26 protein-coding genes are annotated in these 26,397 nt (G+C 62.9%); 12 read left to right on the top strand and 14 right to left on the bottom strand.

What is annotated here, in order from left to right; all coding sequences use genetic code 11:
• Positions 1 to 19 precede the first annotated feature (19 nt).
• The 3 genes from hisG to hisS all read right to left on the bottom strand — a co-directional run bounded on the left by hisG (position 20) and on the right by hisS (position 3,588).
• A complete protein-coding gene (gene hisG, locus J0663_RS12810; protein ID WP_207240703.1) occupies positions 20 to 715 on the bottom strand; it encodes an ATP phosphoribosyltransferase in 696 nt (231 codons plus the stop codon).
• Positions 712 to 1,833 carry an ATP phosphoribosyltransferase regulatory subunit gene (locus J0663_RS12805; RefSeq protein WP_207240702.1) on the bottom strand — a complete coding sequence of 374 codons (1,122 nt, stop codon included), beginning with the start codon at positions 1,831 to 1,833 and terminating at the stop codon, positions 712 to 714. The genes hisG and J0663_RS12805 overlap by 4 nt, the downstream gene beginning before the upstream one ends.
• Before the next feature lie 231 nt (positions 1,834 to 2,064).
• Positions 2,065 to 3,588 (bottom strand): histidine--tRNA ligase, encoded by a 1,524-nt coding sequence (gene hisS / locus J0663_RS12800; protein WP_207240701.1) that lies wholly within the window; start codon positions 3,586 to 3,588, stop codon positions 2,065 to 2,067.
• Positions 3,589 to 3,722: 134 nt separating this feature from the next.
• On the opposite strand from hisS, the gene J0663_RS12795 reads away from it, so the two are divergent.
• Positions 3,723 to 4,478, top strand: a complete 756-nt coding sequence (locus tag J0663_RS12795; protein WP_207240700.1) for a hypothetical protein — start codon at positions 3,723 to 3,725, stop codon at positions 4,476 to 4,478.
• A 287-nt stretch (positions 4,479 to 4,765) separates the two neighbouring features.
• Here J0663_RS12795 and J0663_RS12790 read toward each other — a convergent pair whose 3' ends face one another.
• Positions 4,766 to 5,815, bottom strand: a complete 1,050-nt coding sequence (locus J0663_RS12790; protein WP_207240699.1) for an aldo/keto reductase — start codon at positions 5,813 to 5,815, stop codon at positions 4,766 to 4,768.
• 232 nt (positions 5,816 to 6,047) lie between these two features.
• Between J0663_RS12790 and J0663_RS12785 the strand changes: the two genes are divergently transcribed.
• The gene (locus J0663_RS12785; RefSeq protein WP_207240698.1) at positions 6,048 to 6,752 is read left to right on the top strand and encodes an HAD family hydrolase; all 705 of its coding nucleotides are present in this window, start codon (positions 6,048 to 6,050) and stop codon (positions 6,750 to 6,752) included.
• A gap of 3 nt (positions 6,753 to 6,755) precedes the next feature.
• Here J0663_RS12785 and J0663_RS12780 read toward each other — a convergent pair whose 3' ends face one another.
• Together J0663_RS12780 and J0663_RS12775 are read right to left on the bottom strand one after the other, a co-directional pair.
• Positions 6,756 to 7,262, bottom strand: coding sequence for a hypothetical protein (locus J0663_RS12780; RefSeq protein ID WP_207240697.1), 507 nt, complete (start codon positions 7,260 to 7,262; stop codon positions 6,756 to 6,758).
• On the bottom strand, positions 7,259 to 7,888 hold the full coding sequence (locus J0663_RS12775) for a DNA-3-methyladenine glycosylase I (RefSeq protein WP_207240696.1): 630 nt from the start codon (positions 7,886 to 7,888) through the stop codon (positions 7,259 to 7,261). Before J0663_RS12775 ends, J0663_RS12780 begins: the two co-directional genes overlap by 4 nt.
• 209 nt (positions 7,889 to 8,097) lie before the next feature.
• On the opposite strand from J0663_RS12775, the gene J0663_RS12770 reads away from it, so the two are divergent.
• The 3 genes from J0663_RS12770 (at position 8,098) to J0663_RS12760 (ending at position 10,473) form a co-directional block, all read left to right on the top strand.
• Positions 8,098 to 8,847 carry a L,D-transpeptidase gene (locus J0663_RS12770; RefSeq protein ID WP_207240695.1) on the top strand — a complete coding sequence of 250 codons (750 nt, stop codon included), beginning with the start codon at positions 8,098 to 8,100 and terminating at the stop codon, positions 8,845 to 8,847.
• Between the two features lie 135 nt (positions 8,848 to 8,982).
• The gene (locus J0663_RS12765) at positions 8,983 to 9,675 is read left to right on the top strand and encodes a L,D-transpeptidase (protein ID WP_207240694.1); all 693 of its coding nucleotides are present in this window, start codon (positions 8,983 to 8,985) and stop codon (positions 9,673 to 9,675) included.
• 123 nt (positions 9,676 to 9,798) lie between these two features.
• Entirely contained in the window at positions 9,799 to 10,473 is a 675-nt protein-coding gene (locus J0663_RS12760; RefSeq protein ID WP_207240693.1) for an outer membrane protein, read from the top strand.
• Between the two features lie 30 nt (positions 10,474 to 10,503).
• Here the strand turns inward: J0663_RS12760 and J0663_RS12755 are convergent, their stop codons facing one another.
• From J0663_RS12755 to J0663_RS12740, 4 genes are all read right to left on the bottom strand, one after another.
• Positions 10,504 to 10,944 carry a hypothetical protein gene (locus J0663_RS12755; RefSeq protein ID WP_207240692.1) on the bottom strand — a complete coding sequence of 147 codons (441 nt, stop codon included), beginning with the start codon at positions 10,942 to 10,944 and terminating at the stop codon, positions 10,504 to 10,506.
• Between the two features lie 44 nt (positions 10,945 to 10,988).
• A complete protein-coding gene (gene glcF, locus J0663_RS12750; RefSeq protein ID WP_207240691.1) occupies positions 10,989 to 12,299 on the bottom strand; it encodes a glycolate oxidase subunit GlcF in 1,311 nt (436 codons plus the stop codon).
• A 259-nt stretch (positions 12,300 to 12,558) separates the two neighbouring features.
• Positions 12,559 to 13,758 (bottom strand): FAD-binding protein, encoded by a 1,200-nt coding sequence (locus J0663_RS12745; protein ID WP_207240690.1) that lies wholly within the window; start codon positions 13,756 to 13,758, stop codon positions 12,559 to 12,561.
• Positions 13,755 to 15,194, bottom strand: a complete 1,440-nt coding sequence (locus J0663_RS12740) for an FAD-linked oxidase C-terminal domain-containing protein (RefSeq protein WP_207240689.1) — start codon at positions 15,192 to 15,194, stop codon at positions 13,755 to 13,757. The genes J0663_RS12745 and J0663_RS12740 overlap by 4 nt, the downstream gene beginning before the upstream one ends.
• A 160-nt stretch (positions 15,195 to 15,354) precedes the next feature.
• Here J0663_RS12740 and J0663_RS12735 point away from each other — a divergent pair, with 160 nt between their 5' ends.
• On the top strand, positions 15,355 to 16,251 hold the full coding sequence (locus tag J0663_RS12735; RefSeq protein WP_207240688.1) for a LysR family transcriptional regulator: 897 nt from the start codon (positions 15,355 to 15,357) through the stop codon (positions 16,249 to 16,251).
• An 8-nt stretch (positions 16,252 to 16,259) separates the two neighbouring features.
• Here the strand turns inward: J0663_RS12735 and J0663_RS12730 are convergent, their stop codons facing one another.
• Both J0663_RS12730 and J0663_RS12725 read right to left on the bottom strand, forming a co-directional pair.
• Positions 16,260 to 17,417: an adenosylhomocysteinase gene (locus tag J0663_RS12730; RefSeq protein WP_207240687.1), complete on the bottom strand. Its 1,158-nt coding sequence runs from the start codon at positions 17,415 to 17,417 to the stop codon at positions 16,260 to 16,262.
• A gap of 94 nt (positions 17,418 to 17,511) precedes the next feature.
• Positions 17,512 to 18,390: a LysR substrate-binding domain-containing protein gene (locus tag J0663_RS12725; RefSeq protein ID WP_207240686.1), complete on the bottom strand. Its 879-nt coding sequence runs from the start codon at positions 18,388 to 18,390 to the stop codon at positions 17,512 to 17,514.
• 265 nt (positions 18,391 to 18,655) lie between these two features.
• Here J0663_RS12725 and J0663_RS12720 point away from each other — a divergent pair, with 265 nt between their 5' ends.
• The 5 genes from J0663_RS12720 to J0663_RS12700 all read left to right on the top strand — a co-directional run bounded on the left by J0663_RS12720 (position 18,656) and on the right by J0663_RS12700 (position 24,157).
• On the top strand, positions 18,656 to 19,186 hold the full coding sequence (locus tag J0663_RS12720; RefSeq protein WP_207240685.1) for an NUDIX hydrolase: 531 nt from the start codon (positions 18,656 to 18,658) through the stop codon (positions 19,184 to 19,186).
• A gap of 62 nt (positions 19,187 to 19,248) precedes the next feature.
• Positions 19,249 to 20,745, top strand: a complete 1,497-nt coding sequence (locus J0663_RS12715) for an inorganic phosphate transporter (protein WP_207240684.1) — start codon at positions 19,249 to 19,251, stop codon at positions 20,743 to 20,745.
• A 139-nt stretch (positions 20,746 to 20,884) separates the two neighbouring features.
• A complete protein-coding gene (locus tag J0663_RS12710) occupies positions 20,885 to 21,622 on the top strand; it encodes a 16S rRNA (uracil(1498)-N(3))-methyltransferase (protein WP_207240683.1) in 738 nt (245 codons plus the stop codon).
• Positions 21,623 to 21,766: 144 nt separating this feature from the next.
• Complete coding sequence (locus J0663_RS12705) at positions 21,767 to 23,140, top strand: glutamate--cysteine ligase (protein ID WP_207240682.1); 1,374 nt, start codon at positions 21,767 to 21,769, stop codon at positions 23,138 to 23,140.
• A 147-nt stretch (positions 23,141 to 23,287) separates the two neighbouring features.
• Positions 23,288 to 24,157, top strand: coding sequence for a DUF937 domain-containing protein (locus J0663_RS12700; RefSeq protein ID WP_207240681.1), 870 nt, complete (start codon positions 23,288 to 23,290; stop codon positions 24,155 to 24,157).
• A gap of 85 nt (positions 24,158 to 24,242) precedes the next feature.
• Here J0663_RS12700 and J0663_RS12695 read toward each other — a convergent pair whose 3' ends face one another.
• Positions 24,243 to 24,542, bottom strand: a complete 300-nt coding sequence (locus J0663_RS12695; RefSeq protein ID WP_207240680.1) for a DUF1127 domain-containing protein — start codon at positions 24,540 to 24,542, stop codon at positions 24,243 to 24,245.
• Positions 24,543 to 24,746: 204 nt separating this feature from the next.
• Here J0663_RS12695 and J0663_RS12690 point away from each other — a divergent pair, with 204 nt between their 5' ends.
• On the top strand, positions 24,747 to 25,703 hold the full coding sequence (locus J0663_RS12690) for a LysR substrate-binding domain-containing protein (protein WP_207240679.1): 957 nt from the start codon (positions 24,747 to 24,749) through the stop codon (positions 25,701 to 25,703).
• Between the two features lie 4 nt (positions 25,704 to 25,707).
• Here the strand turns inward: J0663_RS12690 and J0663_RS12685 are convergent, their stop codons facing one another.
• Positions 25,708 to 26,349 carry a TetR family transcriptional regulator gene (locus tag J0663_RS12685; RefSeq protein ID WP_207240678.1) on the bottom strand — a complete coding sequence of 214 codons (642 nt, stop codon included), beginning with the start codon at positions 26,347 to 26,349 and terminating at the stop codon, positions 25,708 to 25,710.
• Positions 26,350 to 26,397 lie beyond the last annotated feature (48 nt).

Raw genomic sequence — 26,397 nt, 5'->3', positions numbered from 1 at the left:
CGTAAGCTGCTGCTGAGACTCAGAGGGCGGCGCGCACCGCGTCGATGATCGCCTGCACGGCCGGTTCCTCGGCATGGTTGTCGCGGCGAGCGCGCACCAGGCAGGCCTGCGAATGCAGGATGACGCCGTCCTGGAGCACCTTCAGGTGGTTGGCGCGCAGCGTCGAGCCGGTGGAGGTGATATCGACGATGATATCGGCCGATCCGGAGGCAGGAGCGCCTTCGGTGGCGCCCAAGCTTTCGACGATGCGGTAAAGCTGGATGCCGTGCTGGCTCGAAAAGAACTGCTGGGTCAGCCGCCAGTATTTGGTGGCAATCGCCAGGCGCCGGCCATGGCGTGCGCGGTAATCGGCAGCAACGTCGCCGAGATCGGCCATAGTCTCGACATCAAGCCAGATCTCAGGCACGGCAACGACGACATCGGCATGGCCGAAGCCGAGACGGGCGCAGAACTCGACGCGCTTGTCGACCTCGGCAAAACCCTCCCGCATCAGATCCTCACCGGTGACGCCGAAATCGACGGTACCGTTGCCGAGTTCGCGGGAGATTTCGGAGGCCGAGAGGAAGGCGACCTCGACATCGTCCCGACCTTCGACGCGGCCGCGATAGGAGCGATCGTTACCGACCCCCGTGATCCGCAGGCCGGCCCGCTCGAAGATCACCGAAGCGTCGTCCTTCATCCGGCCCTTGGAGGGGAGCGCGATTGTGATGGTCATGCGGCTGCCCTTTCGGTTTCGATGCGGTCGAGCCAGAAGGAGAAGCCGACGGCCGGAATGCGGTCCGTCGCACCGAGGAATGTCAGGAGTTTATCGAAGCGGCCGCCGCCGGCCAGAACCGCGCTCGATCCCTCCACCGTCACCTCGAAGACGAGACCGGTGTAATAATCGAGCGGCCGCCCGAAGGCCGCGCGGTAACCAAGATCGGAAAGATCGACGCCGGCGTTCGCGAGGGCCGCGACGCGGCCGTTGAAGCGGGAGAGCGCGTTGCCGAGCTTCAGACCCGCCGCGTCAGCGAAACCGGCCAGGGCCGCAGAAGCGTTGACGAGCGGCACGTGGAGCGACAGGAACTGCTCCAAGACATGGAAGGCCGCGTCGTCGAGGCGCGTTTCGGAGAGGATGAGCTTTTCCTTGAGCCGTCGGGCGATTTCCAGCGGCGAACGGCTGGCGTTGGTCGAATAACCCGTCGCCTGCATTTCATGCTCGATATGCGCGACCAGCGCCTGTTCGTCTCCCGACGCAATAAGCCGGGCAATATCGTCATCGAGCCCGGTGACGAATTGCGGGCTGACGAGGCTGGCAAGCAGCGCCTCCAACTGCGTCATGTTGCCGAAGGCGTGGATCAGGCGCTTCTGCCAGCCGAGCGGCAGGCCGAGCGCCTGGACAACAGCCTCGAACACCGCCTGGTCGCCAAGCGTCACCGACAGGCGCCGGCCCGGCAGCAGGCGGCTCAAAATGCCGGTGGCGTCACCGATGGCGCGGGCATCAGCGCTGGCAAGGTTGATATCACCCAGGTCCTCGATGCCGGCCTGATAGAATTCGTTGGCGCCGTCACGGCGCTGGCGGAAGACCTCGCCGAGATAGGCATAGCGCTTCGGCGTGCCAGTCGCGGTCTCGATGTGGCGCAGGCAGACGGGGATGGTGAATTCGGGCCGCAGGCAGAGGCTGGCGCCGGTTTCGCTCTCGGTCATGAAGATGCGCCGGCGCAGATCCTCGCCGGCGATATCGAGGAAAGGCTCGGCCGGCTGAATGACCGGCGTGTCGATGCGCTCGGCGTTGCGGGCGGTAAATTCGGCGAGCAGCTCGCTGGAAAATTCGGGGAGGTTGATCAGGGGCATGCCGAACTCCGAACGATAGGCGAAGGTTCTGCCGGAAGGCACCCCCCTCTGCCCTGCCGGGCATCTCCCCCACAAGGGGGGAGATCGGCAAGACGCGCCAACTTCCCGCTATTTAGAGAGTGCACCAAGTGGCTCCGGCCACTTGAAGTTTTTGATGGGGGCAAAAGAATGCTCCCAGCCGATCTCCCCCCTTGTGGGGGAGATGCCCGGCAGGGCAGAGGGGGGTATGCCTTAGACATCGCCGCCAGCCCTCTTCCGATCCTCCGCCTGCGCGGCCAGAATTTCCTTCACCTTAGCGACGAGATCGGCCTCCGGCACCGTCTCCTGCGCCACGCGGGCTTCGCGCCAGCTGGCATTGTCCTCGATCTCGCCGGAAAGCCGCTTGCCCTCGATCAGATCCTTAATCTGGACGACACCCTCGGCGCGCTCGTCGCCGCCCTGGATGATCGCCACAGGGCAGCCGCGGCGGTCGGCATATTTCAGCTGATTGCCGAATTTCTTCCAGTTGCCCTGGAACATCTCGGCTCGGATGCCGGCGGCGCGCAGTTGCTGCGTCATCCTCTGATAGCGGCCCATCGCCTCGACGTCGCCGTCCATGACGGTGACCAGCACCGGCTCGATCACTTCACTCGCACCAAGCTTGCCGAGATTCTTCAGCGCCGTCATCAGGCGGGAGACGCCGATCGAAAAGCCCGTCGCCGGAACCGGCTGGCCCATGAAGCGGGAGACGAGGCCATCATAACGCCCGCCGCCGCCGACCGAGCCGAAGACGACCTTGTCGCCCTTTTCGTTGGTGACGTCGAAGAGAAGCTCGGCCTCGTAGACCGGGCCGGTGTAATATTCGAGGCCGCGGACGACCGAAGGATCGATCTTGATACGGTCGGCGCCATAGCCGGCGCTCGTGACGAGTGCACCGATAAAATTCAGCTCCTCGACGCCTTCGGCGCCCTTCGAAGTTCCCGCGACGAGTTCGGCAAGGCGCCCGGCGCTTTCGGCGTAGTCCTTGATGCCGACGAAGAACAGAACCTTGTCGATCTGCTCCTGGTCGAGCCCGGCGCCCTTGGTGAAGTCGCCGGATTCATCCTTGCGGCCGGGACCGAGCAGCAGCGCCACACCCTGTGGCCCGAACTTGTCAAGCTTGTCGATGGCGCGCAGCACATTGAGTCGCTGGCCGGCCTTGTCGTCGCCGCCGAGGCCGATCGCTTCCAGCACGCCGTCCAGAACCTTGCGGTTGTTGACGCGGATGACGTAATCGCCGCGCTTGATGCCGAGGGCCTCAAGCGTATCGGCCATCATCATGCACATTTCCGCGTCCGCCTGAACGCCGGGCGCGCCGACGGTATCGGCATCGAACTGCATGAACTGCCGGAAGCGGCCGGGGCCTGGCTTCTCGTTGCGGAAGACGTAACCGGCGCGATAGGTGCGGTAGGGCAGCTGAATCTCGTTGAAATTCTCGGCGACATGGCGGGCGAGCGGCGCCGTCAGGTCGTAGCGCAGCGACATCCATTGCTCGTCATCGTCCTGCAGCGAGAAGACGCCTTCGTTCGGCCGGTCGCTGTCGGGCAGGAACTTGCCCAGCGCATCGGTATATTCGAACAGCGGCGTTTCCACGGGGTCGAAACCATAATGCTCATAGACTTCCCGGATCTTTGCCGTCATCTCGTTGACGGCGCGGATATCGCCGGCCGTCCGGTCGACGAAGCCGCGCGGCAGGCGGGCCTTGAGCTTTTGCGGTTTCTTCTGCTTGTCGTTCATTTCCGGGAATTCCGCTGACTGTGACAGTGGCGGTGTCCTAGCGGATTGGGCGGGGAGCGGCAAGGGCGAAGGGCCTTGATGGCGCGGCCAGAATCGATTGAACAAGAGGCATTGTTCAGAATGCGGATGGGCTCATGATCACCGAGGCGATTCTCTATGCCGCAACATTGCCGCTGACCGGCAAGGCCCACCGAAAATTCATTCGCTATTCCGTCAATCTCTGGTCGCGGGCCGGGCGTTGCGCCGCGGAATGGGCCGACCACGAGGAGAAGAGCCGCGACGCGATCCGCGCGGCGGCGGCCGGCCTCAGGCAGAAACGGACCGCCGTCGTGCTCGGCTCCGGCCTGCTGCGGGACGTGCCGATCGAAGAGCTCGCACGCGATTTCGATACCGTCGTGCTCGTCGATCTCGTTCACCTTGCCTCGGTGCGGCTATGGCTTGCGGCCAAGCGCCATCGCAATATCAGGCTGATCGAGCGCGATCTCTCCGGCTATGACGAACTCGCCGCCGGTCAGGAACCCGAACCGCTCGGCTTCCTCAGGACTGTGCCCTATCTCGATCTGGTGGTTTCGGCCAACCTGCTGTCGCAGATCGGCCGAGGCGTGAAACGGCGCCACGAGGCCGAGGTCGGGCAAATGCCTGACGATACGGTGGAAAGGCTGATCGCGGCACATGTTGACGGGCTTTCGGGCCTTTCCTGCCGCAACTGCCTGGTGACCGACATTGCCTTTGCGGTCATCGACCGCAACGGCAAAACCCATGAGGAGGCCGACCTGCTGCATGGCGTCTTGCCGCCGCCGGCGAAGGCCGCCTGGACATGGCCGGTCGCGCCGCTCGGCGAAGAGAGCAAGGATTACAGGATCGAACACAAGGTCGTTGCAGCCTGGTGATCAGGATGTGACCGCCGCTCGGCCTGGCTTGTATCCGGCCTTCGCCTATAAACACCATGTGCACGCTCGCCTTCGCGGAGATGAACGCCTGGCTCAAGGCCCACGGGAAGTAGTCGATCCCAAGCGCAGGGAACGCCTTGTATTCCAGGCGTCCGTCATACTCGACCGGCCCTCATCCGGCTGCCGCCACCGACCGGGGTCGTGCCACGGGTCTCGACCCGTCCTTCGGACCGCCGCTGAAGGGCAGGTATCCGCACGAAGCAGCCGGTGGCGCGATGCCGCCGATCTCAGTCCTTCGGCTCGAAATCGGCCGGGCGTCGGCCGGCTCCCTGCCTTGCCAGCATCCAGCCCGGATATTCAGGAGCCAGCGCGCTCACCTCGTCGAGCCTCTGCATATCGCCGTCGTCAAGCTTCAGCCTGACGGCGGCAAGGTTCTGGTCGAGCTGGTCGACCCGCTTGGCGCCGATGATGACCGAGGTGACGAAAGGCTTTGCGAGGATATAGGCGAGTGCCACGGTGGCGACGCTGACGCCGTGCTTTTCAGCGACCTCGCGCATGACGGCGACGCAGGCCCAGGCCCTGTCCTTGTCGACCGGCGGGAAGTCGAAATTGGCGCGGCGGCCCTCGCCGTTGCCGGGCGCGCCCGGACCATATTTGCCGGAGAGCAGGCCGCCGGCGAGGGGCGACCACACCATCAAGCCGAGCCTCTCCTCCTGCATCATCGGCACGATGTCCCGTTCGAGATCACGGCCGGCGATGGAATAATAGGCCTGCACCGTTTCGAAGCGAGCGAAGCCGCGGCGTTCGGAGAGGCCGAGCGCCTTGGAAATACGCCAGGCCTGCCAGTTGGAGACGCCGATATAGCGCACCAGGCCACGTGAAACGAGGTCGTCGAAGGCGCGTAGCGTCTCCTCGATCGGCGTCACCGTGTCTGTCCCGTGGATCTGATAGAGGTCGATATGATCGGTCTGCAGGCGTTTGAGGCTCGCCTCCACCGAATCCATGATATGGCCGCGCGAGGCGCCGCGGTCGTTCGGCTTGTCGCCCATAACGCCATAGACCTTGGTGGCAATGACGACATCCTTGCGCGGGACGTCGAGGTTCTTCAGCGCCTGGCCGAGCAGCCTTTCGGACTCGCCGGATGAATAGACGTCGGCCGTGTCGATGAAATTGACGCCTGCTGCAAGCGAGCGCTCGACGATCCGGTCAGCGGCATTCTGGTCGACATCGGCGATGGCGCCCCACATGCTGCCTTCTTTGGCTTCGCCGAAGGTCATCGTGCCCAGGCAGATTTCCGAGACGAAAAGTCCCGTATTTCCGAGTTGATTGTAACGCATGGTCGAAAATTCCTTTGTGTCTGCCGCAAGAGGGACTTGCGAACTCAAGAACTTCATTTTTTGATTATTGGCCTGCGCGCGACAGGCACAGCCGTGGCTGGCTGTTGGGTGAGGCCACTTCGATGTAGTGCGACGGCGGCGCTTTTCAACGCTGAGTCTTGTCGGAAGCGAACGCCCTTGTCTCGACACACGCGGCCGATAGATTCCCGGCCATAGTTCAAGAGGTGCTGATGTGACAACGCGAGCACTGACGACGATCGGCTTCGATGCCGACGACACGCTTTGGCAGAACGAACAATATTATCGACTGACGGAAGCCCATTTCACCAGGCTTCTTGCCGATTTCGCCGAGGGCCCGAAGATTTCCGAGCGGCTGTTGGAGGCCGAGAAACGCAACCTTCGCCATTACGGCTTCGGCATCAAGGGCTTCACGCTGTCGATGATCGAGACGGCGATCGAGATCACCGAGGGTAAGGTGCCGGCCAGCGTCATCGCCAAGATCCTCGATACCGGCCGAGACCTTCTCAGCCATCCGGTCGAGACCATGCCACATGCGCACGAGACGCTGGAGGCGCTCGCCGGCAAATATCTGCTGGTCATGATCACCAAGGGCGATCTCTTCGACCAGGAGCGCAAACTTGCCCAATCCGGGCTCGGCGACTTCTTCGATGCGGTCGAGATCGTTTCCGACAAGACGGCCGTCACCTATCGGCGCATCTTTGCCAAGGTCGGTGACGGACCGGAGCGGGCGATGATGGTCGGCAACTCGCTGAAGTCGGATATCGTGCCGGCAATCGCGGCCGGCAGCTACGGCGTCTTCGTGCCGCACGAACTCACCTGGGTGCTGGAACATGTGGACGAGCCGACGGAGGCGCCGCGATTCCGCAAGATTGGCCATCTCGGCGAGTTGCGCGAGCTGATCGACCGGCTCGCATAGAGCTCATTTCGGCTTAGGGGGCGCCTTCGGAAACAGCGACGGGCGTTCCGGCTCGGCCTGCGGCTGCGGCTGCTGCGGGGCGGCAGCCAACGGCTCGATCAGGATGCTGAAGGGAGCGCCGAGGCCGCGGCGCGGCGAGACCTTGGAGTAATAGGGACGCAGCAGCCAGGTGGCGTTTTCCTTCACCGTCGCCTGATAGCTCATGCCGTCCTCATCGGTGCCGAAGAAAGCCTCGTCATCGGGTTTCGACAGGTCGAAGATCGCCAGGAAGGCAAACTTGCTCTTGGTGGAAAAGCTGATCTTGACGTGCTGACCGGCGCGCACCGGCAGCGTATAGACGTGGCTATTGCCGAATTTCGTCCATCCCTTGAGCTGCATGGTAACGGCCGGGAACTGCAGCTTCTCCAGCTTCTCGCCGGGATCAAGCTGCGGCGTCTGCGCCATGGCAATGGCCGGCAGGAAGGACAGGACAAGGGCAGCGATCACTATTTTCACGGACAGATCTTTCATGGTCGGACCAGCACAGCGCGCATCGCCTCGACCTCGGGCCGACAGAAGCAGCCCTCCAGATGATCGTTGACGAGGCCCATCGCCTGCATGAAGGCATAAACTGTGGTCGGGCCGACAAAGGTCCAGCCGCGTTTCTTCAGATCCTTCGAAATGATGACCGATGTCGGCGTCGTCGGGTTGGCGAGGAGATGGTCACGGTCGACCACCGCCGGCCGCTCGTTATGGCCGGGTTCGTGGCGCCAGAAATAATGGGCGAGCGAGCCGAATTCGTCGCGAATTTCGATTGCGCGCTTGGCATTGTTGATCGTGGAAACGATCTTGCCGCGATGGCGAATGATGCCGGCATCGGCAAGGCAGCGGGCTACATCCTTTTCGCCAAAGAGGGCAACCTTCTCGAAATCGAAACCGGCAAACGCGGCGCGAAAATTCTCCCGCTTGCGCAGGATGGTTAGCCAGGAAAGGCCGGACTGGAAGCCTTCGAGGCAAATCTTCTCGAAGAGACGGATATCGTTCGTCACGGGGCGGCCCCATTCCTCGTCATGATATCTGAGATAATCGGGTAGATTGGCGTGCCAGTGGCAGCGGCTCCTGCCATCCTCGCCGATGATAATCCCAGTCGCGCTCATGATCCGTTCGTTCTCCGGTCGTGATTCCGGCTTTACCATTTGCAAACTGTCTTTCCAAACCGAACGGTAACCCTGACGAAAAGTTTATCCGGTCGGTCGGCTTTTCATGAATCGATCTTTACCATTCGCTGGCGGATAGGGTGGCAGCGTTTCGGCGGGTGGATAGTCCCCGCCAGTCCATTTTCGGCCATTTGTTGAGAGTCCGTCCGATGATGAAACAGCTTGTTCTTGCCGCAGCACTGTTCGGTGCTTTCTCCACGGCCGCCAATGCCGACGACCGCTACGCTACCCGCCCGCCGGTCGTGCTGAGCCCCGATCTGACCGCGCCATGGATCAACCAGCTGAGCGGCGGCAAGGTTCGTCCCGTCGTCTACCAGCGCCCGGTCGTCCAGCCGCAGCAGCGCGGCCTTTTCCAGCGCCGCGCCATCCGCCCGGCGCCGCAGCCGGCGCTGCAGACCGTGTCTGCGATCAATCCCGGCATACCGGCTATCCGCCATCCGATCGAGCCGCAATATCTGCCGCAGATGGTCGATTACGACACCACGGAAAAGCCCGGAACGATCGTCATCGACACCAACAACCGCTTCCTCTATCTGGTGACGGAGGGCGGCAGGGCGCGACGCTACGGTGTCGGCGTCGGCAAGCCGGGCTTTGAATGGGCAGGCGTCCACAAGATCACCCGCAAGACCGAATGGCCGGACTGGACGCCGCCTTCCGAGATGATCAGCCGCGAGGCCGCCAAGGGCCATTACCTGCCGGCGCGCATGGACGGCGGCCCGGAAAACCCGCTCGGCGCGCGCGCCATGTATCTCGGCTCGACGCTCTACCGCATCCATGGCACCAATGCACCCTGGTCGATCGGCAGCGCCGTTTCTTCCGGCTGCATCCGACTGCGCAATGAGGACGTCGTCGATCTTTACGAACGGGTCAACGTCGGAACCCGCGTCATCGTCATGTAACGGCACATCCTATAGTCTGGAAGCGGCAAGAACACGCGGCTCCACTCTTTAAAATTGCTTTATCAGGCCATACCGATCTTGAATCGGGCAGAAGATCATGTAGCTTCGGCCGGAGTTGCTTGAGGGGAATCGATCATGATCAAATTGATGTCGGGTTTGGCGGCGGCCGGGCTCGTCCTGTCCTTGATGTCCACGTCAGCCTTTGCTGCGCCTGCCGGCTCGGGTTCCGACCCGGCGCGGCGCCCGGCGCAGATCGTGCGCGTGGCGCAGATGCCGAAATATGTGAAGCCGCAGTTCAAGCGCAAGAAGGTGCGCCTGGTGACGACGGAAGCGGCCGGCACCATCATCATCGATACCAACAACAAGTATCTCTACCTCGTCGAGGGCAACAACCGCGCCACCCGCTACGGCATCGGCGTCGGCCGTGACGGCTTCGGCTGGTCCGGCATCGTCAAGATCGGCCGCAAGGCCGAATGGCCGAGCTGGACGCCGCCGGCCGAAATGCGCCGCCGCGAAGCAGCCAAGGGCCACATCATTCCCGCTTTCCAGGAAGGCGGCGAGGACAATCCGCTCGGCGCCCGCGCCATGTACCTCTATCAGGGCGGGCGCGACACCATCTTCCGCATCCACGGCACCAATCAGCCCTGGACGATCGGCCTCAACATGTCTTCCGGCTGCATCCGCATGATGAACGCGGACGTGATGCATCTTTATGATCGCGCCGCCGTCGGCACCAAGGTGATCGTCATCGGTCCCGGCAACAAGCAGGGCAAGGTGGCGTTCGAGGACAGAGGCATCGACGTGCTGCGCACGATGTTCGGCGGCTGAGCAACACTTGCAGAAAATCGGAAGGCGCATTTTGACGCGTCTCTCGTTTTGGTTAGACTTTGCGGCCGAAAACTGGCACAGCTGCCGCAGAGTGGACATATTTTGTAATATCGGGGCTATTCAATGACATATGCGCTGCGTTCCTCCGCCTCCCTGCTTGCGGGCATCGCGCTTTTTACAATCTGTTCAGCTGCCTCCGCCTCGGCGGAGGATCTGGAATTCTCCATCTACGGCGGCTATCAGACTGCGCCGCACAGCGGCGTCGACGTCTCGGACGGCACGCATTTCACCGCCGGCTGGGAAGGCAAATCCTTCGGTGCCCCGCCCTATTACGGCGCTCGCGTTACCTGGTGGCTGGAAAACTTCAACAAGCCGAACTGGGGTATCTCGCTCGATTTTACCCATGACAAGGTCTATGCGGACGACGACACCCTCGCAGAGGCTGGTTGGTCGCATTTCGAATTCACCGACGGCCTGAACCTGCTCACTGTGAACGGTCTCTACCGCTTCCAGGATCCGAGCCGCCGCTGGACGCCCTATCTCGGCGCCGGCATCGGCGTCAACATTCCGCATGTCGAAGTGATTCGCCCGGAGGGCAAGACCTGGGCTTATGAATTCGGCGGCGTGACCCTGCAGGCCCAGGCCGGCGTCGACTTCAAGGTGACCGAACGCTGGTCGACCTTCGTCGAATACAAGGGTACCTATTCGCGCGTCGACGTTCCGATCGACAGCGGCGACCGGCTGAAGACCGACATCTTCACCAACGCCGTCAACGTCGGCGTATCCTTCCACTGGTAATGAATTGAAATTCAGCTGCGGCGTTATGCGCTATTTCATGCCGCAGCTGACCTTGCCCTCGGCGGCATAAGGTTTGCTGCCGCCTTCGATCGTCAGGGAATAGGTGCCGCTGAAATTCGCCGCCGGCTTGCCACGCGTGCCGGCAACAACCACCAGATCCAGTGTCGCGCCGCCAGTATCATCACCACCGCCGTCGAAGACTTCCAGGAGCAGCTCGCCATCGCGCGACCAGTGATTGCTCAGATGCTGCGATTCGAACACACGTTTTGCGAAGGCCGGCGCCTGCGCGGGATCCTTGACGATCAGGGCACCGCGGAAATGGCTGAGCCTGTGGCCGGCATCGCTTGCGAAGCCGCTTTCGAGGGTGAAGCGCGCCTGCGCGTCATCGGCCGAACAGAACAGGCGGCTATCGGCATGGGCCGCGCCTGCCGCACAGAGCAGTCCCGCAAATACAATCATTCCCCGCCACATCGTCCAACCTCCCGAAGCGGCCGGACGGACCGGCTGCATTTTCTTCAGCCTAACGGCAAACCCGTTAATTTTTCCGGCATAGTGCCGCCATAGGCCCAGTCGAGAAGCTCGACCGTATGCAGGATCGGGATCTCGGTGCCGGTGGCGATCTGGGTAATGCAGCCTATATTGCCGGTGGCGATGATATCGGCCTTGGTGGCTTCGATGTTCTTGACCTTGCGCACCTTCAGCGCAGCCGCGATCTCCGGCTGCATGATGTTGTAGGTGCCGGCCGAGCCGCAGCAGAGATGGCCCTCAGCCGGATCGCGCACGGTGAAGCCCGCTGCTTTCAGCAATTGCTTCGGCGCAAGCGTGATGCGCTGGCCGTGCTGCATCGAGCAGGCGGAATGGTAGGCGACCGTGATGCCCCTCGGCATATGGGCCGGAAGGTCGAGGGTCGCCAGATATTCGGTGATGTCCTTTGCCAGCGCCGAGACCTTGGCCGCCTTTGCGGCATAGGCGGGATCGAGGCGCAGCATATGGCCGTAATCCTTGATGGTCGTGCCGCAGCCCGAGGCGGTGATGATGATCGCATCGAGCCCCTGCCCTTCGATCTCACGCGTCCAGATATCGACATTGGTCCGGGCGCTCGCCAGCGCCTGTTCGGCGCGGCCCATGTGGTGCACCAGCGATCCGCAGCAGACCTCGCCTTCCGGCGCCACGACCTCGATGCCAAGCCGCGTCAGCAGCCGGATCGCCGCCGCGTTGATGCCGGGATCGAGCACCGGCTGGGCGCAGCCGGAAAGGATCGCCACCCGGCCGCGCCGTTCCCCCTCCGGCCGGTAGCTGCCGGGTTTTGCGAAAGCCGAAGCCGCGGGGATGCGGCGCGGTGCCAGCGCCAGCATGGCGGCGAAGGGTTTCAGCGCCGCCCCCCGCATCAGGCCGGCAAAGGGCCGACCGAGGCGGGCGAGATTGAGCGCCAGGCGGAAACGGCCGGGATAGGGCAGCACAGCGGCAAGGATGGCGCGCGTCAGCCGGTTCATGAACGGCCGCCTGTAGGTCTTTTCGATATGGGCGCGGGCGTGATCGACCAGATGCATGTAGTCGACGCCCGAAGGACAGGTGGTGACGCAGGCAAGGCAGGAGAGACAGCGGTCGATATGGGTAACGACCTCGGCATCGGCGGCGCGGCCGTTTTCCAGCATGTCCTTGATCAGATAGATGCGGCCGCGCGGGCTGTCGAGTTCGTTGCCGAGCGTCACATAGGTGGGACAGGTGGCGGTGCAGAAGCCGCAATGCACACACTTGCGCAGGATCTGCTCGGATTCGGCGACATGGGGATCGGCGAGCTGGGCGGGGGTGAAGTTGGTTTGCATCTAGCGGAGCCTCCGAGGCGCGGTGCCCGGGGCACCCCCCTCCGTCCTGCCGGACCCGGAGTCGAGCCACAGGTCTCGACCCGTCCTTCGGACCCCCACAGAGATCGTATGGGGGCGATGGCTTCCCCAAACAACTCGGACACTGCAACTCCGACGCGACGGCGAGAGAGCGATGGTCCAACCTCTTGCCGATCTGCCCCCTTGTAGAGGAGATGTCCGGCAGGACAGAGGGGGGTGGCTCACGCGCAAACTCATCTTCTCACCCCATCTTCCCCGGATTGAAAATCCCCGCCGGATCGAACTTCTCCTTTACCCGCCGCGACAGCATCGCCACCGCCTCGGGCTCGGGATGGAAAGCTGATGTAACCGCCCTCGCCTCAGCGGATGCCCGGATCAGCGTCGCGTGACCACCGCCGAGCGCCTTGATGTAACGGCGGACCAGATCGGCTTCGGGGCCGGCCTCCATCCTCATCCAGACGAGGCCGCCCTGCCAGTCGTAGAAGGCATCGACTCCTGCTTCGAGGCGGAGCGCGGCGACTAGCTGATGACCGGTGCCGGGGGCAACCGAGACGCGCCAGACCGGCCGAAGGGTGCCGTCGGCGTAAGGCAGTACGTCGCGGATCTCCTGCCAGAGCCTGCGGCTTTCCGGCTGCTCCAGTCTGGTGACGGTCGCAAACGCAGACATCGCCGCTGCAAGCTTTTCGACGCGCACGTCGACCGAGCCTGGCAGGCCCTCGATACGCAGAACCGTCGCCTCGCCTTCCGGCAGCTTGCCGGCGAGGAATTTCCACGTCACCGTCAAAGGCAGATGTGCGGCTCCCGAGACCTCGACCGGCAGCGCCATCGCCGCCGCCATGGCATTGGCCGCCTCGGCATCGTTCAGTCCGGAGAGAACCACGGTCCGCTCGGTCTTCGGGCGCGGCGGCACCCGGAAAGTGACTTCGGTGAGGAAACCCAGCGTGCCGTACGAGCCGGCGATCAGTTTGACGAGATCGAGGCCGGTGACATTCTTCATCACCCGGCCCCCGGCCTTGATGATCTCGCCCTTGCCGTTGACGAAGCGCACGCCGAGCAGGCTGTCGCGAGCAGCACCCGCAATGAGGCGGCGCGGGCCGGAAACATTGGCGGCGAAGACGCCGCCGATCGTCGGCTCGCCCGACCTGCGCATGACCGGGCGATGATCCATCGGTTCGAAGGCGAGCATCTGGCCGCTTTCGGACAGCGCCGCCTCGACCTCGGCAAGCGGCGTACCCGAGCGGGCTGTCATGACCATCTCGCCGGAATTGTAGGCGACGATGCCGGAAAGCCTGGTCGATCGCAGCCTATCTTCGGCGACAACGGCATTGCCGAAACCCGAGCGCGTATCTCCGCCACAGACGGCGAGCGGCCGGTTCACCTCCGCATGTGCGCGAACGATCGCCGCCGCCTGTTCCTCGCTGGTCGGCATCAGATCGATCATGTGGCCGGGCGCCCTTCGAGCGGGAAGACCTTCGACGGGTTGAGGATCCAGCCGGGATCGAAGGCGGCGCGCACCGCCATCTGCTGGGCGAGATCGGCCTCGGAATATTGGTGCCGCATCAAGTCGCGCTTTTCGATGCCGACGCCATGTTCGCCGGTCAGGCAGCCTCCGGCGTCGACGCAGAGCTTCAGGATATCGTTGCCGGCGGCCTCGGCGCGGGCGGCATCTTCGGGATCGTTGGCGTTGAAGAGGATCAGCGGGTGCATGTTGCCGTCACCTGCGTGGAAGACATTGGCGACACGCAGGCCGTAATGGTCGACGATCTCGGCGGTCTTCTTCAGCACATGAGAGAGCTGGCTGAGCGGCACGGTGCCGTCCATGCAGATATAGTCGGCGATGCGGCCGGTGGCGCCGAAGGCCGATTTGCGGCCCTTCCAGATCAAGGCCGCCTCGGTTGCCGACTGGCACTCGCGCACGGTCTTCACACCGTGCCGGCGGGCGATCGCGACGATATCCTTCAACGTCGCGTCCATCTCCGCTTCCGAACCCTCGACCTCGACGATCAGGAGCGCCCCGACATCGAGGGGATAGCCGGCATGGGCGAAGGCCTCGCAGATCTCGATCGCCGGTTTGTCCATGAATTCGATCGCAACGGGGATGATGCCGGCGGCGATGACATCGGCAACACAGGCGCCGGCCTCTTCTGAAGCTTCGAAGCCGAAGAGCACGGGGCGCGCGCCTTCGGGCTTGGCGATCAGCCGCACGGTCGCCTCGGTGACGATGCCGAGCTGGCCTTCGTGGCCGCAGACGAGGCCGAGCAGGTCGTAACCTGCCGCATCCAGCGCCTTGCCGCCAAGTTCGATCACCGTGCCGTCGACCAGCACCATTTTGACGCCGAGCAGATTGTTGGTGGTGACGCCGTATTTCAGGCAGTGGGCGCCGCCGGAATTCATGCCGATGTTGCCGCCGATCGTGCAGGCGAGCTGCGAGCTCGGATCGGGCGCGTAGAAAAACCCGTCCGCGGAAACGGAGTCGGAAATGTTAAGATTGGTGACGCCGGCCTGAACCACGGCGGCGCGGTTCGGCAGATCGATGTCCAGGATGGCGTTCATCTTCGACAGGCCAAGCACGACGGCGTCCTCCTGCGGAATGGCGCCGCCGGAAAGCGAGGTACCGGCGCCGCGCGGCACGACCGGAATGCCGTAGCGGTGGCAATAACGCATGACGGCCGAAACCTCGGCCGTGGTGCGCGGCAGGGCGACGGCGAGCGGCAGGCGGCGGTAGGAAACGAAGGCGTCGGTTTCGAACGGCACGAGCTCGCGGGCCTCGTAGACCAGGCATTCCGGCGGCAGGAGATCGGTCAGATCGGCAACGATCCGGGCGCGGCCCGCCAGCACATCGGCGCGGGGGCTGAGAAACGCAATGGCGTCAGACATGGTGCCCTCCCTGGCCCTGACGACGGGAAACAGCAGCGGGAAGATGACAGCGGGACGGGCCGCCAGCCCTCTGCCGCCGGTGAACCGGCTTAGCACTTTCCCGAAAGTGGCGCAAATGCTAAGCACTTATGCCAAAAAGGGAAAAAGCCGCGAAAAGCTTATGACCAATCTGGGTGATCTCGAAATCTTTGCCAAGGTCGTTTCGACGGGAAGCATGTCGCTCGCCGGCCGGGCGCTCGGCTTTTCTCCGGCGGTCGTCTCCAAGCGGATCAAGCGGCTGGAGGATCGGCTCGGCACCCGGCTTCTGCAGCGCACGACGCGGCAGATCTCACTGACGGAAGCCGGCCAGGGTTTTTACGACCGCGTTCTCGGCATTCTCGCCGGGCTGGAGGAGGCGGAATTCTACATTTCCGGCCGCTCGGCCCAGATGCACGGCACGCTGAAGATCTCGGCGCCGACCTCCTTCGGGCGCATGCATATCGCGCCGCATCTCAAAGATTTCATGGCGGCGCATCCGGCGCTGACGATCAACCTGGTGCTGACCGACGAATTCTCCGACATCGTCGGCGGTGGTTTCGATCTGGCGATTCGTATCGCGGAGCTTACCGATTCAAGCCTCGTCGCCCGCCGGCTGGCGCCGGTGCGCCGACTGCTCTGCGCCTCGCCGGATTACCTTGCTGCGCACGGCGAGCCCAGAACCATCGACGACCTGAAGCAGCATCACTGCCTGCCGGCGCACAACAACGATACCTGGCGGCTGAACGGGCCGGAGGGCCCGCTCAGTTTGCGCCCCGAGGGCATGCTGGTCACCAATTCCAGCGAAGTGATCCGCGAGGCTGTCATCGCCGGCCTCGGGATCGCACTGCGCTCCACCTGGGATATTGGCGGAGAACTCAAGGCCGGCCGCCTGGTGCAGGTGCTGCCCGCCTACGAGGGCTCGCACAATGTCACACTCTCGGCCGTCTATCCCAGCCGACAGTTCCTGCCGGCCAAGGTGCGTTTGCTCATCGATTATCTCGCGGAGCTTTACGGACCCGTCCCCTATTGGGAGCGCTGACGGAAGATTCAGCGCGAGAGATCGAGATAGGCGTTCGCCACCATCGCATCGATATCGGCGGGCACCGGCACGACACAGGAATCAGCACCGGCCTCGCCCCTGGCGATACGCTCGAGGCAGCGCGCCTGGAGCGCAAAGCCGAGATCCATCGATTCAGCGGAATTGCCGAGCGGTCGCGGACCGGCGAGATTGGCCATGTGGCCAGCGCCAAGCACGTGAAAGGAACGACCGTCCTTCAAGTGGAAGGTTTCGATGTGCTCCGCCTTATAGCGATCAGTGCCGGAGATGTCGGCGTGGCTGCGGAAGGCTTCGACGTCGATCTCATGCGGGAAGTGGCCGCCGTTCATCAGAATCGCGCCGTCCTTGAGGAGCGGCAGGTCGGCCGCCGTGACGATACCGGCAAAACCGGTAACCGTGATGAGAATATCGGCCGAACGGATCGCCTCTTGGCGCAGTGGCGTCACGAAGCCGTCGAGATGAGCTTCGAGCGTCGTCACCGGATCGATATCGACGACGCTGACTGACGAAAAGGCGGCGCGAAAACAGGCGGCCGTGCCCTTGCCGCAGGCGCCGTAGCCGAAAACCGTCACGCGTTTGCCGTTGGTCGAGCGATTGGTGAAGCGCAGATAGCTTTCGAACAGGCTCTGGCCGACGGCATGCCGGTTCTCGGCGAACTGCTTGATCGGGCTGTCGTTGATGACGAGGATCGGCATGTTCAGGTGCGCGCGCATCGGCAGCAGGCGCGTGCGGCCGGACGTCGTCTCCTCGGTGCCGCCGAGAAGATTGGCGTAAGGCTTTTCTGCGGCGATGGCGAAGAGATCGCCGCCATTGTCGAGCAGCAGATCCGGCCTTTCGGCAATGACCGCTTCGAGGCTCTGGTGATGGGCGGCGGGATCGGTTGTCTGGGTCGCGAAGACGGCGACGCCCTGTGCCCGCAGGAACTCGACCGTCGAGGGCTGGGTGCTGTTGAGATTGCCAGTGCAGACGAGGCGCGCTCCACCAGCTCGAAGCGTCATCAGGAGCGCCACCGTCTTCGGTTCCAGATGAATGCCGGTGCCGATCGACATGCCCTCGAAGGGACGCGTGCGCTCGAATTCGGCGGCTGTCGACTTGAGCAATCGGCAACTGCTGCCGATCCAATCGATGCGGGTTGCAGTCTTCTCCATCACTCTTCCCCGTTTCGTGTTCGAACCTGTCTATCGGAGCGACAGCGCGACGCCTATGGAAGTAATTCTGGCGAAAGAGCAGAAAAACTGCCCTTCAAGCCCGCCCTCCGCGCCGAAGCAGCCAGCTGGACAAAGCAGTGAAGGCCGGCCGTTTCGCATCCGGCGTGCGGCAGCAAAGGCTGTAGCCCAAGGGGCGTGAGATGAAGCCGTAGGGCGCGACCAACTGCCCGCGCTCAAGATCGTCCTCTATCGAGGCACGCGGCGCAATCGCGACGCCAAGCCCGGAGCGAGCAGCGCCGAGCGCCAACAGCAGATCCTCGAACTCCTGGCGGCGGGAGAAAGTGACAGGCAGCGTGCCGCTCTCCGCAAACCATTCGGCCCAGAGCTTCGGCGCGCTGCGACTGACAAGCATCGTCAGCCCACCCATCGCAGCAGGGTCCTTCGACAGCATCGCCACCAGCGCCGGCGTGGCGACCGGACCGAATTCATCCTCCATGAATCGCATGGCGGTCACCCCTAAGCCCGGCCGGTATTCGCCGCCCATGATCACCGCGTCCAATTGCGGGTGCGTCTGCAGCGGCTCGACCACGGTCATCGGTACGATGTCGACCACCAAATCGCCAAGGCTCTCCTGCATGTCCGCGACGCGCGGCATCAGCCACCAGACGGCGAAGGCGGAGGGAACGCCGAGACGGATGCGATCAGGCCCGACACCTTCGAGTTCCATAGCGGCACGCTGCAGGATGTCGAACGCCGCGCCCGAAGCTTCAGCGAAAGCGCTTGCCTGCGAGGTCGGAACCAAGCGGCGGCCGTCGCGCGCAAAGAGCTTGCGGCCGAAGTGATTCTCCAACGTATCAATCTGCTGGCGCACGGCGCCGCGTACGACATTCAGCTCCTCGGCGGCCTTCAAGATGCTGCCGTGACGGCAAACGGCTTCAAAGGCGCGGACGGCATTGAGAGGCGGTAGACGCATAGTTACCACATTCGCAAAAATGATCGTGGAACAATTGATCCCGCCATTGATTAGAAGGCAAGACGAAGTCATATTGTACAGCTGTGCAATATGACGCATTCGAGACAGCGCGCGACGGATTTCACGAGCCTGCCCCAGTTCGATTTCCCTATGAACGGCGGTTAATTATGTTTCCGATCGTCCTGCAACTTTTGGATTGCGTAAGCTTTTCGTGATACATGTATATGAGTGATTCCTAACAACCACTGTAAAGGTGACCCGACAATTGACTCTCCTCGCCCGATTGGCATCCGACGTGCAGCTGATGTTCCGGCGTCCGCCGCGACAACAATATGGTGCGATCTGCTATCGGGTGAAGAAGAAGAGCGGTGATGTCGAGGTTCTCCTGGTGACAAGCCGCGATACCGGTCGCTGGGTCATCCCCAAGGGCTGGCCGATGGAGGGAAAATGCGCCCATGAGGTCGCCGCTCAGGAAGCTCTTGAAGAAGCAGGCGTCCGCGGGGCGATCGAGACGGAAACGCTCGGCGCCTACACCTATCCGAAAGTGCTGCGCGACGGGGTGCAGGTGATCTGCAAGGTGCAGGTCTACGCGCTCGAAGTCACCGACATGGCGAAGAACTTCAAGGAAAAGGGCGAGCGAGCCATCGAGTGGGTCTCGTTTGACGAGGCGGCAAGCCGCGTGCGCGAACCGGAACTCCGACACCTTTTCCTCGCCTTCAAGCAAAAAATGGCCGACAGGCTTTCGGCCAAGGCGGTGAAGCAAACTCCGGTGGCAAAGCGAATTTCAGCGAAATGAATCCCGCCATCTTGCACTGCTAGTAAAGCAGCGTAGAAGCAGATTCATCCCTGGAATAAAGAATGCCGCCACGTCCCGCAGTCCTGACGAAACGTACGCTCGACAAAGATCTCGAGAAGCTCACTCATGCCGAGGACGCGGCCAAGCATGTTTTACGGCGGCTGGTGGCGCCTGGCCTCGGGCTGATTTTCGTCGGCCTCGCGATGCTCTTTGCCGGCGTCTACGTCTTCGACCGGCCGGGAGCGGTGCTCGTCGTGGCGGGGGCGGCACTAGCCGGCTACATGGCGATGAACATCGGCGCCAATGACGTGACAAACAACGTGGGCGCGGCCGTCGGCGCGCGCGCCATGACGATGGGCCAGGCACTGGTCATCGCTGCGATTTTCGAAATCCTTGGCGCCACGATCGCCGGCGGCGAGGTCGTCAAGACGATCTCCTCCGATATCGTCGACGCCGTCCAGGTGCCGCCGGCAATTCTTGGCTGGATCATGATGGCGGCGCTGACGGCGGCCGCCCTCTGGATCAATCTTGCGACATGGATGAACGCGCCGGTGTCCACGACCCACACGATCGTCGGCGCGGTGATCGGCGCCGGCATCGGTGCGGTCGGACCGGCGCCGGTGAACTGGCGGGTCATGCTGGAGATCACCTCGAGCTGGATTACCTCGCCGCTGATCGGCGGGCTGATCGCCGCCGGGCTGCTATACCTCGTCAAGACGCTCATCATCTATCGCGACGACAAAGTCGAGGCCGCCCGGCGCTGGGTACCGGTGCTGGTTGCGGTCATGGCTGGCGCCTTCATGGCCTATATGGTGCTGCAGCTGTCGCCCCGGGACAAATTTCCATCTTACACCATCACCCTCATCGGGATCGGCATCGGGCTGGTGAGCTGGCTTGCCGCGCGGCCGCTGGTGCTCGCCCAGGCACGGGGTCTCGAAAACCGCAACGGCTCGCTGCGGACGCTGTTCCGGCTGCCGCTCATCGGCTCCGCGGCGCTGCTTTCCTTCGCGCATGGCGCAAACGACGTTTCGAACGCGATCGGGCCGCTTTCGGCGATCGTCCATTCGGTCGGCACCGGCGGCGACGCCATCGGGCATCCGCCGCTCTGGGTGATGCTGATCGGCGCTTTCGGCATCTCCGTCGGGCTGCTGCTTTTCGGGCCGCGGCTCATCCGCCTCGTCGGCGAGGAGATCACCAAGCTCAATCCGATGCGGGCTTATTGCGTGGCGCTGTCGACCGCCTTCACCGTCATCGTCGCCTCCTGGCTCGGCCTGCCGGTCAGCACGACGCATATCGCCGTCGGTTCCGTCTTCGGCGTCGGATTCTTCCGCGAATGGTACACGCGCCATTCGAAGCGCCGCATCGCCTATATCAGGCGCAAGGCCGACAGCTTCGATGTCGACGAGCCGGAGGAGCCCAATATCCATGAGAGACGGCGGCGTTATCTCGTGCGCCGCTCGCATTTCATGACGATCGTCGCCGCCTGGATCGTCACCGTCCCCATTTCGGGAGCGCTTGCGGCGCTGATTTATTGGGTTATGTTCGCGCTCTTCGTCTAAAGCGCGTCGCTCCTTCAGATCGGCGTGCCGCGCTTTAGGTCTTTATTTTCTAGCATGTCTCGGCAAAAGCGTTTCACGCTTTGCCTGGCAAACGGCTGCACACTTTGCGAGACATGTTTTAAGGCCCCGGATTTTTCGAATGCGCGCCAATTTTCGCATGCAACGGCTTTTCGTCGATGCCCCGCTTTCGGGCGGTACCGTCCTCGAGGCGAGTGCCGACCAGTTCAACTATCTCGCCAATGTGCTGAGAATGGAGGACGGGGCGGAGATCCTCGTCTTCAACGGCCGTGACGGCGAGTGGAGGGCAACCGTCTCCTTCCCCACCCGCAAACGCATCCAGCTTTCGGCGATCGAACAGACGCGGCCGCAGCCGGCACCCACCGACCTGCACTATCTCTTTGCGCCGCTCAAGGTCGGCCGCATGGATTATCTGGTGCAGAAAGCGGTCGAAATGGGAGCCGGCCTGCTGCAGCCTGTGATGACCCAGCACGTTCAGGGCAGGATCACCAATCTCGACAAGCTTCGTGCCAATGTCGTCGAGGCAGCGGAGCAATGCGGTATTCTCGGCATTCCCGACGTGGCCGAACCAGTGCGGCTCCTCGATCTGCTCGACCGCTGGCCGCACGAGCGCCGCATCATCTATTGCGACGAGGGTGATGCCGGGCAGAATCCGCTGCCGGTGCTGTCGACGATCACGGAAAGGCATCTCGCCTTGCTGGTCGGGCCGGAAGGCGGCTTTTCGGAAGAGGAGCGCGCACGGCTTCGAAGCCTCGATTTCGTCACCGCCATCCCGCTCGGACCGCGCATCCTCAGGGCCGACACGGCAGCCGTGGCGGCGCTGGCTGTGGTCCAGGCGGCGATCGGCGACTGGAACTGACAGCAAAACGGGTGGACACGGAAATCGCAGCTATTTTTTTGATGCCTCGTTGAAAGAATTTCACTTGCAACAGACGTGGCTTGGGTCCTAATCACCTTCCAATTGCCCGGCCCCCTGGGCGCCTTTTTGAATACAGGTACCCGCATGGCCCGCGACACTACCGACCAGACGCCGCTCTCTTCGGTGCAGGAATTGACCGATTATATCGCTGCGGGCAACAAGCCGCGCGAGGGGTTCCGGATCGGCACCGAACACGAGAAGTTCGCTTTCTTCCGCACCGACAACAGCCCGGTTCCCTATTTCGGCGAGGCCAGCATCTCGGCCCTGCTTTCCGGCCTGCAGAAGAAATGCGGTTGGGAGCCGATCATGGACGGCGACAACATCATCGGCCTTGCAGAGCAAAATGGCATGGGCGCGATTTCGATCGAGCCCGGCGGTCAGTTCGAACTCTCCGGCGCGCCGCTGGAGACGATCCATCAGACCTGCAAGGAGTCGAACCAGCATCTCGCGACGCTGCGTGAAATCGCCGAACCGATGGGCATTCGCTTCCTCGGCATCGGCGGCAGTCCGAAATGGACTTATGCGGAAACCCCGCATATGCCGAAATCCCGCTACGAGATCATGACCCGCTATATGCCGAAAGTCGGCACCAAGGGTCTCGACATGATGTACCGCACCTGTACGATCCAGGTGAATCTCGATTTCTCCTCCGAAGCCGACATGCGCCAGAAGATGCGCGTCTCGATGAAGCTGCAATCGCTGGCGACGGCGCTGTTTGCCTCCTCGCCCTTCACCGAGGGTAAGCCGAACGGGCTGCTTTCCTGGCGCGGCGATATCTGGCGCGATACCGACAACCGGCGCTCCGGACTGCTCGATTTCACCTTCCGCGACGATTTCGGCTTCAATGACTATACCGAATGGGCGCTCGACGTGCCGATGTATTTCATCGTCCGCGACGGCCGCTACCACGATTGCACGCATGTGACCTTCCGCCAGTTCATGAACGGCGCATTGAAGGGCGAAGTCGCCGATCCCTCGCCGACGATGGGCGACTGGACGAACCATCTCTCGACGCTCTTCCCCGATGTCCGGCTGAAACGTTTCCTCGAAATGCGCGGCGCCGATGGCGGCCCGTGGCGGCGCATCTGTGCCTTGCCGGCCTTCTGGGTCGGCTTGCTCTACGAAGACGCGGCACTCGAGGCCGCCGACGCGCTGACGAAGGATTGGAGCTTTGCCGAAGTCAGCGCCTTGCGCAATGCCGTTCCGGCCGAAGGCCTGAAGGCGCAGTTTCGCGGACGCCCGCTTCTCGAAGTGGCGCGCGAGGTGATAGGCATTTCGAAGGCCGGCCTCAAAGCGCGCGGCAAGCTCAACGGGGAAGGCCAGGACGAGAGTATCTTCCTGGCACCGCTCGACGAGGTGCTGGCCAAGAAGGCGACGCTCGCCGAGGATCTGCTTTCGCTCTATCACGGCCGCTGGCGGGCCTCCGTCGAACCGGTCTTCGAGGACTATCAGTACTGAGACTTGTCCCGCATGTCGTCGTCGCGGAACCGCGGCACACTTCCGGGCGACATGCATTAAGTCCCTCTGGCAAAAAGCCGTTTGCACATTACCATTTCCGGATATAGTGCGTTACCAAAGCGTCACGACTCGGGGAAAGGGACCTCCATGCTGCCACTCTTCGACATGATGATGCAGGCGCAGAACGGCGCTGCGATGGAGGCGGTCGCCCGGCAATTCAACCTGGCGCAGGAACAGGCGACCAAGGCGATGGCGGCGCTGATGCCGGCCTTTTCCGCCGGCCTGAAGCGCAGCACCAGCAACCCTTACGATTTCGTCGGCCTGATGCAGGCCGTCGCCTCCGGCAACTACGCGCGATATTTCGAGGATATGAGCCGGGCCTTCACGCCGGAGGGCATTTCCGACGGCAACAACATCCTGGCCCAGCTCTTCGGCTCGAAGGAGGTTTCGCGGGCGATCGCCGCCCAGGCGGCCCAGATGACCGGGATCGGCCAGGATATCTACAAGCAGATGCTGCCGGTGCTGGCCGATACGCTGATGGGCGGGCTCTTCAAGCAGACGACCGGCCAGATGGCTGCGCCGGTCAATCCGTTCGTCAACACCGCGATGGGCGAAACGATCCAAAAATGGCTTGAGAGCACCGGTTTCGCGCCGAAGCCGAAGGCGACCCCGGAACCCAGCATTTTCGACAATCCCTTCACGCAGGCGATGCAGCTGATGTTCTCGATGCCGAAACAGGAACCGGCGCCTGCCCCCAACCCGTTCCTCGACAATCCCTTTGCCAAGGCTTTCCAGGAGATGATGGCCGGGCTCGGCCAGCAGCCGGCGGGCAAACAACCGGCAGCCAAGGCCCCGGAGGCGCCGACGGAAGAGGCGAAGACCAATGCCGAGAGCTACACCGAGATGCTGAACGCCATGTTCGACAGCGGACTCGAAGTGCAGAAGAGCTACCAGAGGAACCTGGAAGCAATCTTCGAAACCTACCGGCCGAAGCCTTCTCCGGAAACCAAGACATAAAAAACCCGGTGATGGCTTGGGAAAGCCGATCACCGGGTCAAGCGGCAGGGCTATTGGCTATCACCCTGCGGGGAAACTCGCGCTCCTACTCTTCGTGGAAGCGGAAAAGCTGCAGGCGCCAGCGATTGCGCGCCGAACGCGTCAGATGTTCCGACGGGTCCTCGAAAAACGTCGAGGCCAGGAACGCGGAGGTCAGATCGGCCCTCGTGAGGCCGATGTCCCTCAGCTGCGTATCGTTCAGGTCATGCAGCGCGTTGATCTCCATGCGATTGCGGAACACGCGAAAGAGGAAGGTCAACGGTGCGAGGCCTGCCGCCAGACGCTGCCAAAACGTCGGGGTAAGCTTGCCGCAGTCGAGTTCTAGTGTCCGGTCTGTCATGTGCATCGAACTCTCCTTTCTTTCGGGGCACGCAACAACCCACCCCTCCCACGAGGTCGTGCGGGAAGGAGCAGGCTGAATTCGGCTCGGACAGGCAGAGTGTCTGTCCATCACTTTCTTGATTTGCATCTCGAAGATGCCAAAGACCTATTGATCAGTCCAACGAATGTTTCTAATGATTATCATCAGCTATCTTTATAGGTGGAACCCATGTCCGCGCCTCTTGATCTCGACCAGTTGCAGACCTTCATTGCCATCGTCGATTCCGGCAGCTTCACCAAGGCGGCCGACAGGGTCTACAAGACCCAATCTGCCGTCTCCATGCAGATGCGCCGTCTCGAAGAGCGCATCGGCAAGCAGCTGTTCATCAAGGACGGCCGCGGCAACCGGCTGACGGTCGAGGGCGAAAAACTGCTTAATTACGCCCGGCGCATCATCCGCCTCAACAATGAGGCGATCGCCGCCTTCGACGACAACAGGCTGGAGGGGACGCTGCGGATCGGCACGCCGGACGATTATGCCGACCGCTATATGCCTGAAATCATCGGCCGCTTTGCCAAGACGCATCCGAATGTTGAGCTCTACATCGTCTGCGAGCCCTCGGTCGATCTCGCCGAACGCATGCACAAGGGCGAGCTCGACATTGCGCTCGTTACCCACAACCCGCGCGAGCGCATGTCCGATGTGGTGAGAACCGAGCCGCTCTGCTGGGTCGGCTCGGCCAACCATCCGATCCGCGAAGACGCGCCGGTGCCGCTTGCCGTCGGCCGCCGCGACTGCCAGTGGCGCCAGCTCGCCTGCTCGGCGCTCGATGCCGTCGGCCGCGAGCACCAGATCCTGTTCACCAGCTGGTCCTGCACCGTCGTCGCTGCGGCGGTGCTGGCCGGCATGGCGGTCTCGGTCATGCCGGAATCGGCGCTGCGGACGGGCATGAAGGTGCTGAGCCAGGCCGACGGTTTCCCGGCGCTGCCGCCGGTGCAGATCGGGATCATGAAGCGGCCAGGCGTCTCGCTGTCGCTGATGAATGCAATCACGGCGCATATCACTGCCTGCCTCGACAACATCACGCCGGCCGTCGTCGATGATGGTCTGGATGCGGATGTCAAATCGGCTCAGGCGCGGCTTTATCCGCGGCCGAAGGCCGCCAACATGGTGCCGAGCTGGTAAAGGGTTAAGCCGCGCTCGGCGCGGCCGTGGCGAAAAGGGAGGCGCGGATGACGCGTTTCCACTCGCCGAGCATGCGCCGCGCTATGGTCTCTTCGCTGACCGCGGCAAGCCGAATGACGGCGCCGATCAGGTGGCTGAAAAGGTAAGTGCGCGCGAACATTTCCTCGTCGCAAAGGTCGGGAGCCAGCCTGCGCACGGCGTCATGGAAGATGCCGGCGACGCGGCCACTATGCTCGATATTTAGCCGAAGCAGATCCTGATCGGTCTCGGTTCCCATCCAGACGCCGCGATAGACGGGATCGTCGCGATAGGATTCGTAATACCAGTCGATGGTGGCGCAGACGCGATCGAGGGCCTGGTCGAGTGACTGCACATCGCTGAACATCGCCGCCGTCTTCGCCTGGATCGCCGAAGCGTGCTGGTCGAACAGGGCTTTGACGATCGCCGCCTTCTCGGGAAAATACTGGTAAACTGAGCCGATCGGCACTTTGGCGGCGATCGCGAGTTCCGTCATACGCATGGCGCTGACGCCCTTCTTGGCGATGATCTTGGCGGCGGCGGCGAGGATAAGATCCAGCCTCTGGATACTGCGACCCTGCTTCGGCTGCCTGCGCAAGCCGATCCGATCCATGCTTTCCGCGCCCATGTCGTTCCCATTCTTATTGTTTCGCCGCGGAGGCTGTCTTCCGCCAGC

Source organism: Rhizobium lentis (genome assembly GCF_017352135.1).
GTDB classification, from domain to species: domain Bacteria; phylum Pseudomonadota; class Alphaproteobacteria; order Rhizobiales; family Rhizobiaceae; genus Rhizobium; species Rhizobium lentis.
Note: the sequence above shows the minus strand (reverse complement) of the source record. Positions and strands in the feature narration are given on the sequence as shown.

What these genes read in the sequence shown, in the direction of transcription:
- J0663_RS12775 (WP_207240696.1), bottom strand. Translation starts at nt 7,888, where the DNA reads ATGAGCGCGACTGGGATTATCATCGGCGAGGATGGCAGGAGCCGCTGC.
- J0663_RS12735 (WP_207240688.1), top strand. Translation starts at nt 15,355, where the DNA reads ATGACCAATCTGGGTGATCTCGAAATCTTTGCCAAGGTCGTTTCGACG.
- J0663_RS12700 (WP_207240681.1), top strand. Translation starts at nt 23,288, where the DNA reads ATGCTGCCACTCTTCGACATGATGATGCAGGCGCAGAACGGCGCTGCG.
- J0663_RS12705 (WP_207240682.1), top strand. Translation starts at nt 21,767, where the DNA reads ATGGCCCGCGACACTACCGACCAGACGCCGCTCTCTTCGGTGCAGGAA.
- J0663_RS12685 (WP_207240678.1), bottom strand. Translation starts at nt 26,349, where the DNA reads ATGGGCGCGGAAAGCATGGATCGGATCGGCTTGCGCAGGCAGCCGAAG.
- J0663_RS12710 (WP_207240683.1), top strand. Translation starts at nt 20,885, where the DNA reads ATGCGCGCCAATTTTCGCATGCAACGGCTTTTCGTCGATGCCCCGCTT.
- J0663_RS12740 (WP_207240689.1), bottom strand. Translation starts at nt 15,194, where the DNA reads ATGTCTGACGCCATTGCGTTTCTCAGCCCCCGCGCCGATGTGCTGGCG.
- J0663_RS12760 (WP_207240693.1), top strand. Translation starts at nt 9,799, where the DNA reads ATGACATATGCGCTGCGTTCCTCCGCCTCCCTGCTTGCGGGCATCGCG.
- J0663_RS12745 (WP_207240690.1), bottom strand. Translation starts at nt 13,758, where the DNA reads ATGATCGATCTGATGCCGACCAGCGAGGAACAGGCGGCGGCGATCGTT.
- J0663_RS12770 (WP_207240695.1), top strand. Translation starts at nt 8,098, where the DNA reads ATGATGAAACAGCTTGTTCTTGCCGCAGCACTGTTCGGTGCTTTCTCC.
- J0663_RS12780 (WP_207240697.1), bottom strand. Translation starts at nt 7,262, where the DNA reads ATGAAAGATCTGTCCGTGAAAATAGTGATCGCTGCCCTTGTCCTGTCC.
- J0663_RS12695 (WP_207240680.1), bottom strand. Translation starts at nt 24,542, where the DNA reads ATGCACATGACAGACCGGACACTAGAACTCGACTGCGGCAAGCTTACC.
- J0663_RS12690 (WP_207240679.1), top strand. Translation starts at nt 24,747, where the DNA reads ATGTCCGCGCCTCTTGATCTCGACCAGTTGCAGACCTTCATTGCCATC.
- J0663_RS12765 (WP_207240694.1), top strand. Translation starts at nt 8,983, where the DNA reads ATGATCAAATTGATGTCGGGTTTGGCGGCGGCCGGGCTCGTCCTGTCC.
- J0663_RS12715 (WP_207240684.1), top strand. Translation starts at nt 19,249, where the DNA reads ATGCCGCCACGTCCCGCAGTCCTGACGAAACGTACGCTCGACAAAGAT.
- J0663_RS12790 (WP_207240699.1), bottom strand. Translation starts at nt 5,815, where the DNA reads ATGCGTTACAATCAACTCGGAAATACGGGACTTTTCGTCTCGGAAATC.
- J0663_RS12725 (WP_207240686.1), bottom strand. Translation starts at nt 18,390, where the DNA reads ATGCGTCTACCGCCTCTCAATGCCGTCCGCGCCTTTGAAGCCGTTTGC.
- hisS (WP_207240701.1), bottom strand. Translation starts at nt 3,588, where the DNA reads ATGAACGACAAGCAGAAGAAACCGCAAAAGCTCAAGGCCCGCCTGCCG.
- J0663_RS12755 (WP_207240692.1), bottom strand. Translation starts at nt 10,944, where the DNA reads ATGTGGCGGGGAATGATTGTATTTGCGGGACTGCTCTGTGCGGCAGGC.
- hisG (WP_207240703.1), bottom strand. Translation starts at nt 715, where the DNA reads ATGACCATCACAATCGCGCTCCCCTCCAAGGGCCGGATGAAGGACGAC.
- J0663_RS12805 (WP_207240702.1), bottom strand. Translation starts at nt 1,833, where the DNA reads ATGCCCCTGATCAACCTCCCCGAATTTTCCAGCGAGCTGCTCGCCGAA.
- glcF (WP_207240691.1), bottom strand. Translation starts at nt 12,299, where the DNA reads ATGCAAACCAACTTCACCCCCGCCCAGCTCGCCGATCCCCATGTCGCC.
- J0663_RS12730 (WP_207240687.1), bottom strand. Translation starts at nt 17,417, where the DNA reads ATGGAGAAGACTGCAACCCGCATCGATTGGATCGGCAGCAGTTGCCGA.
- J0663_RS12795 (WP_207240700.1), top strand. Translation starts at nt 3,723, where the DNA reads ATGATCACCGAGGCGATTCTCTATGCCGCAACATTGCCGCTGACCGGC.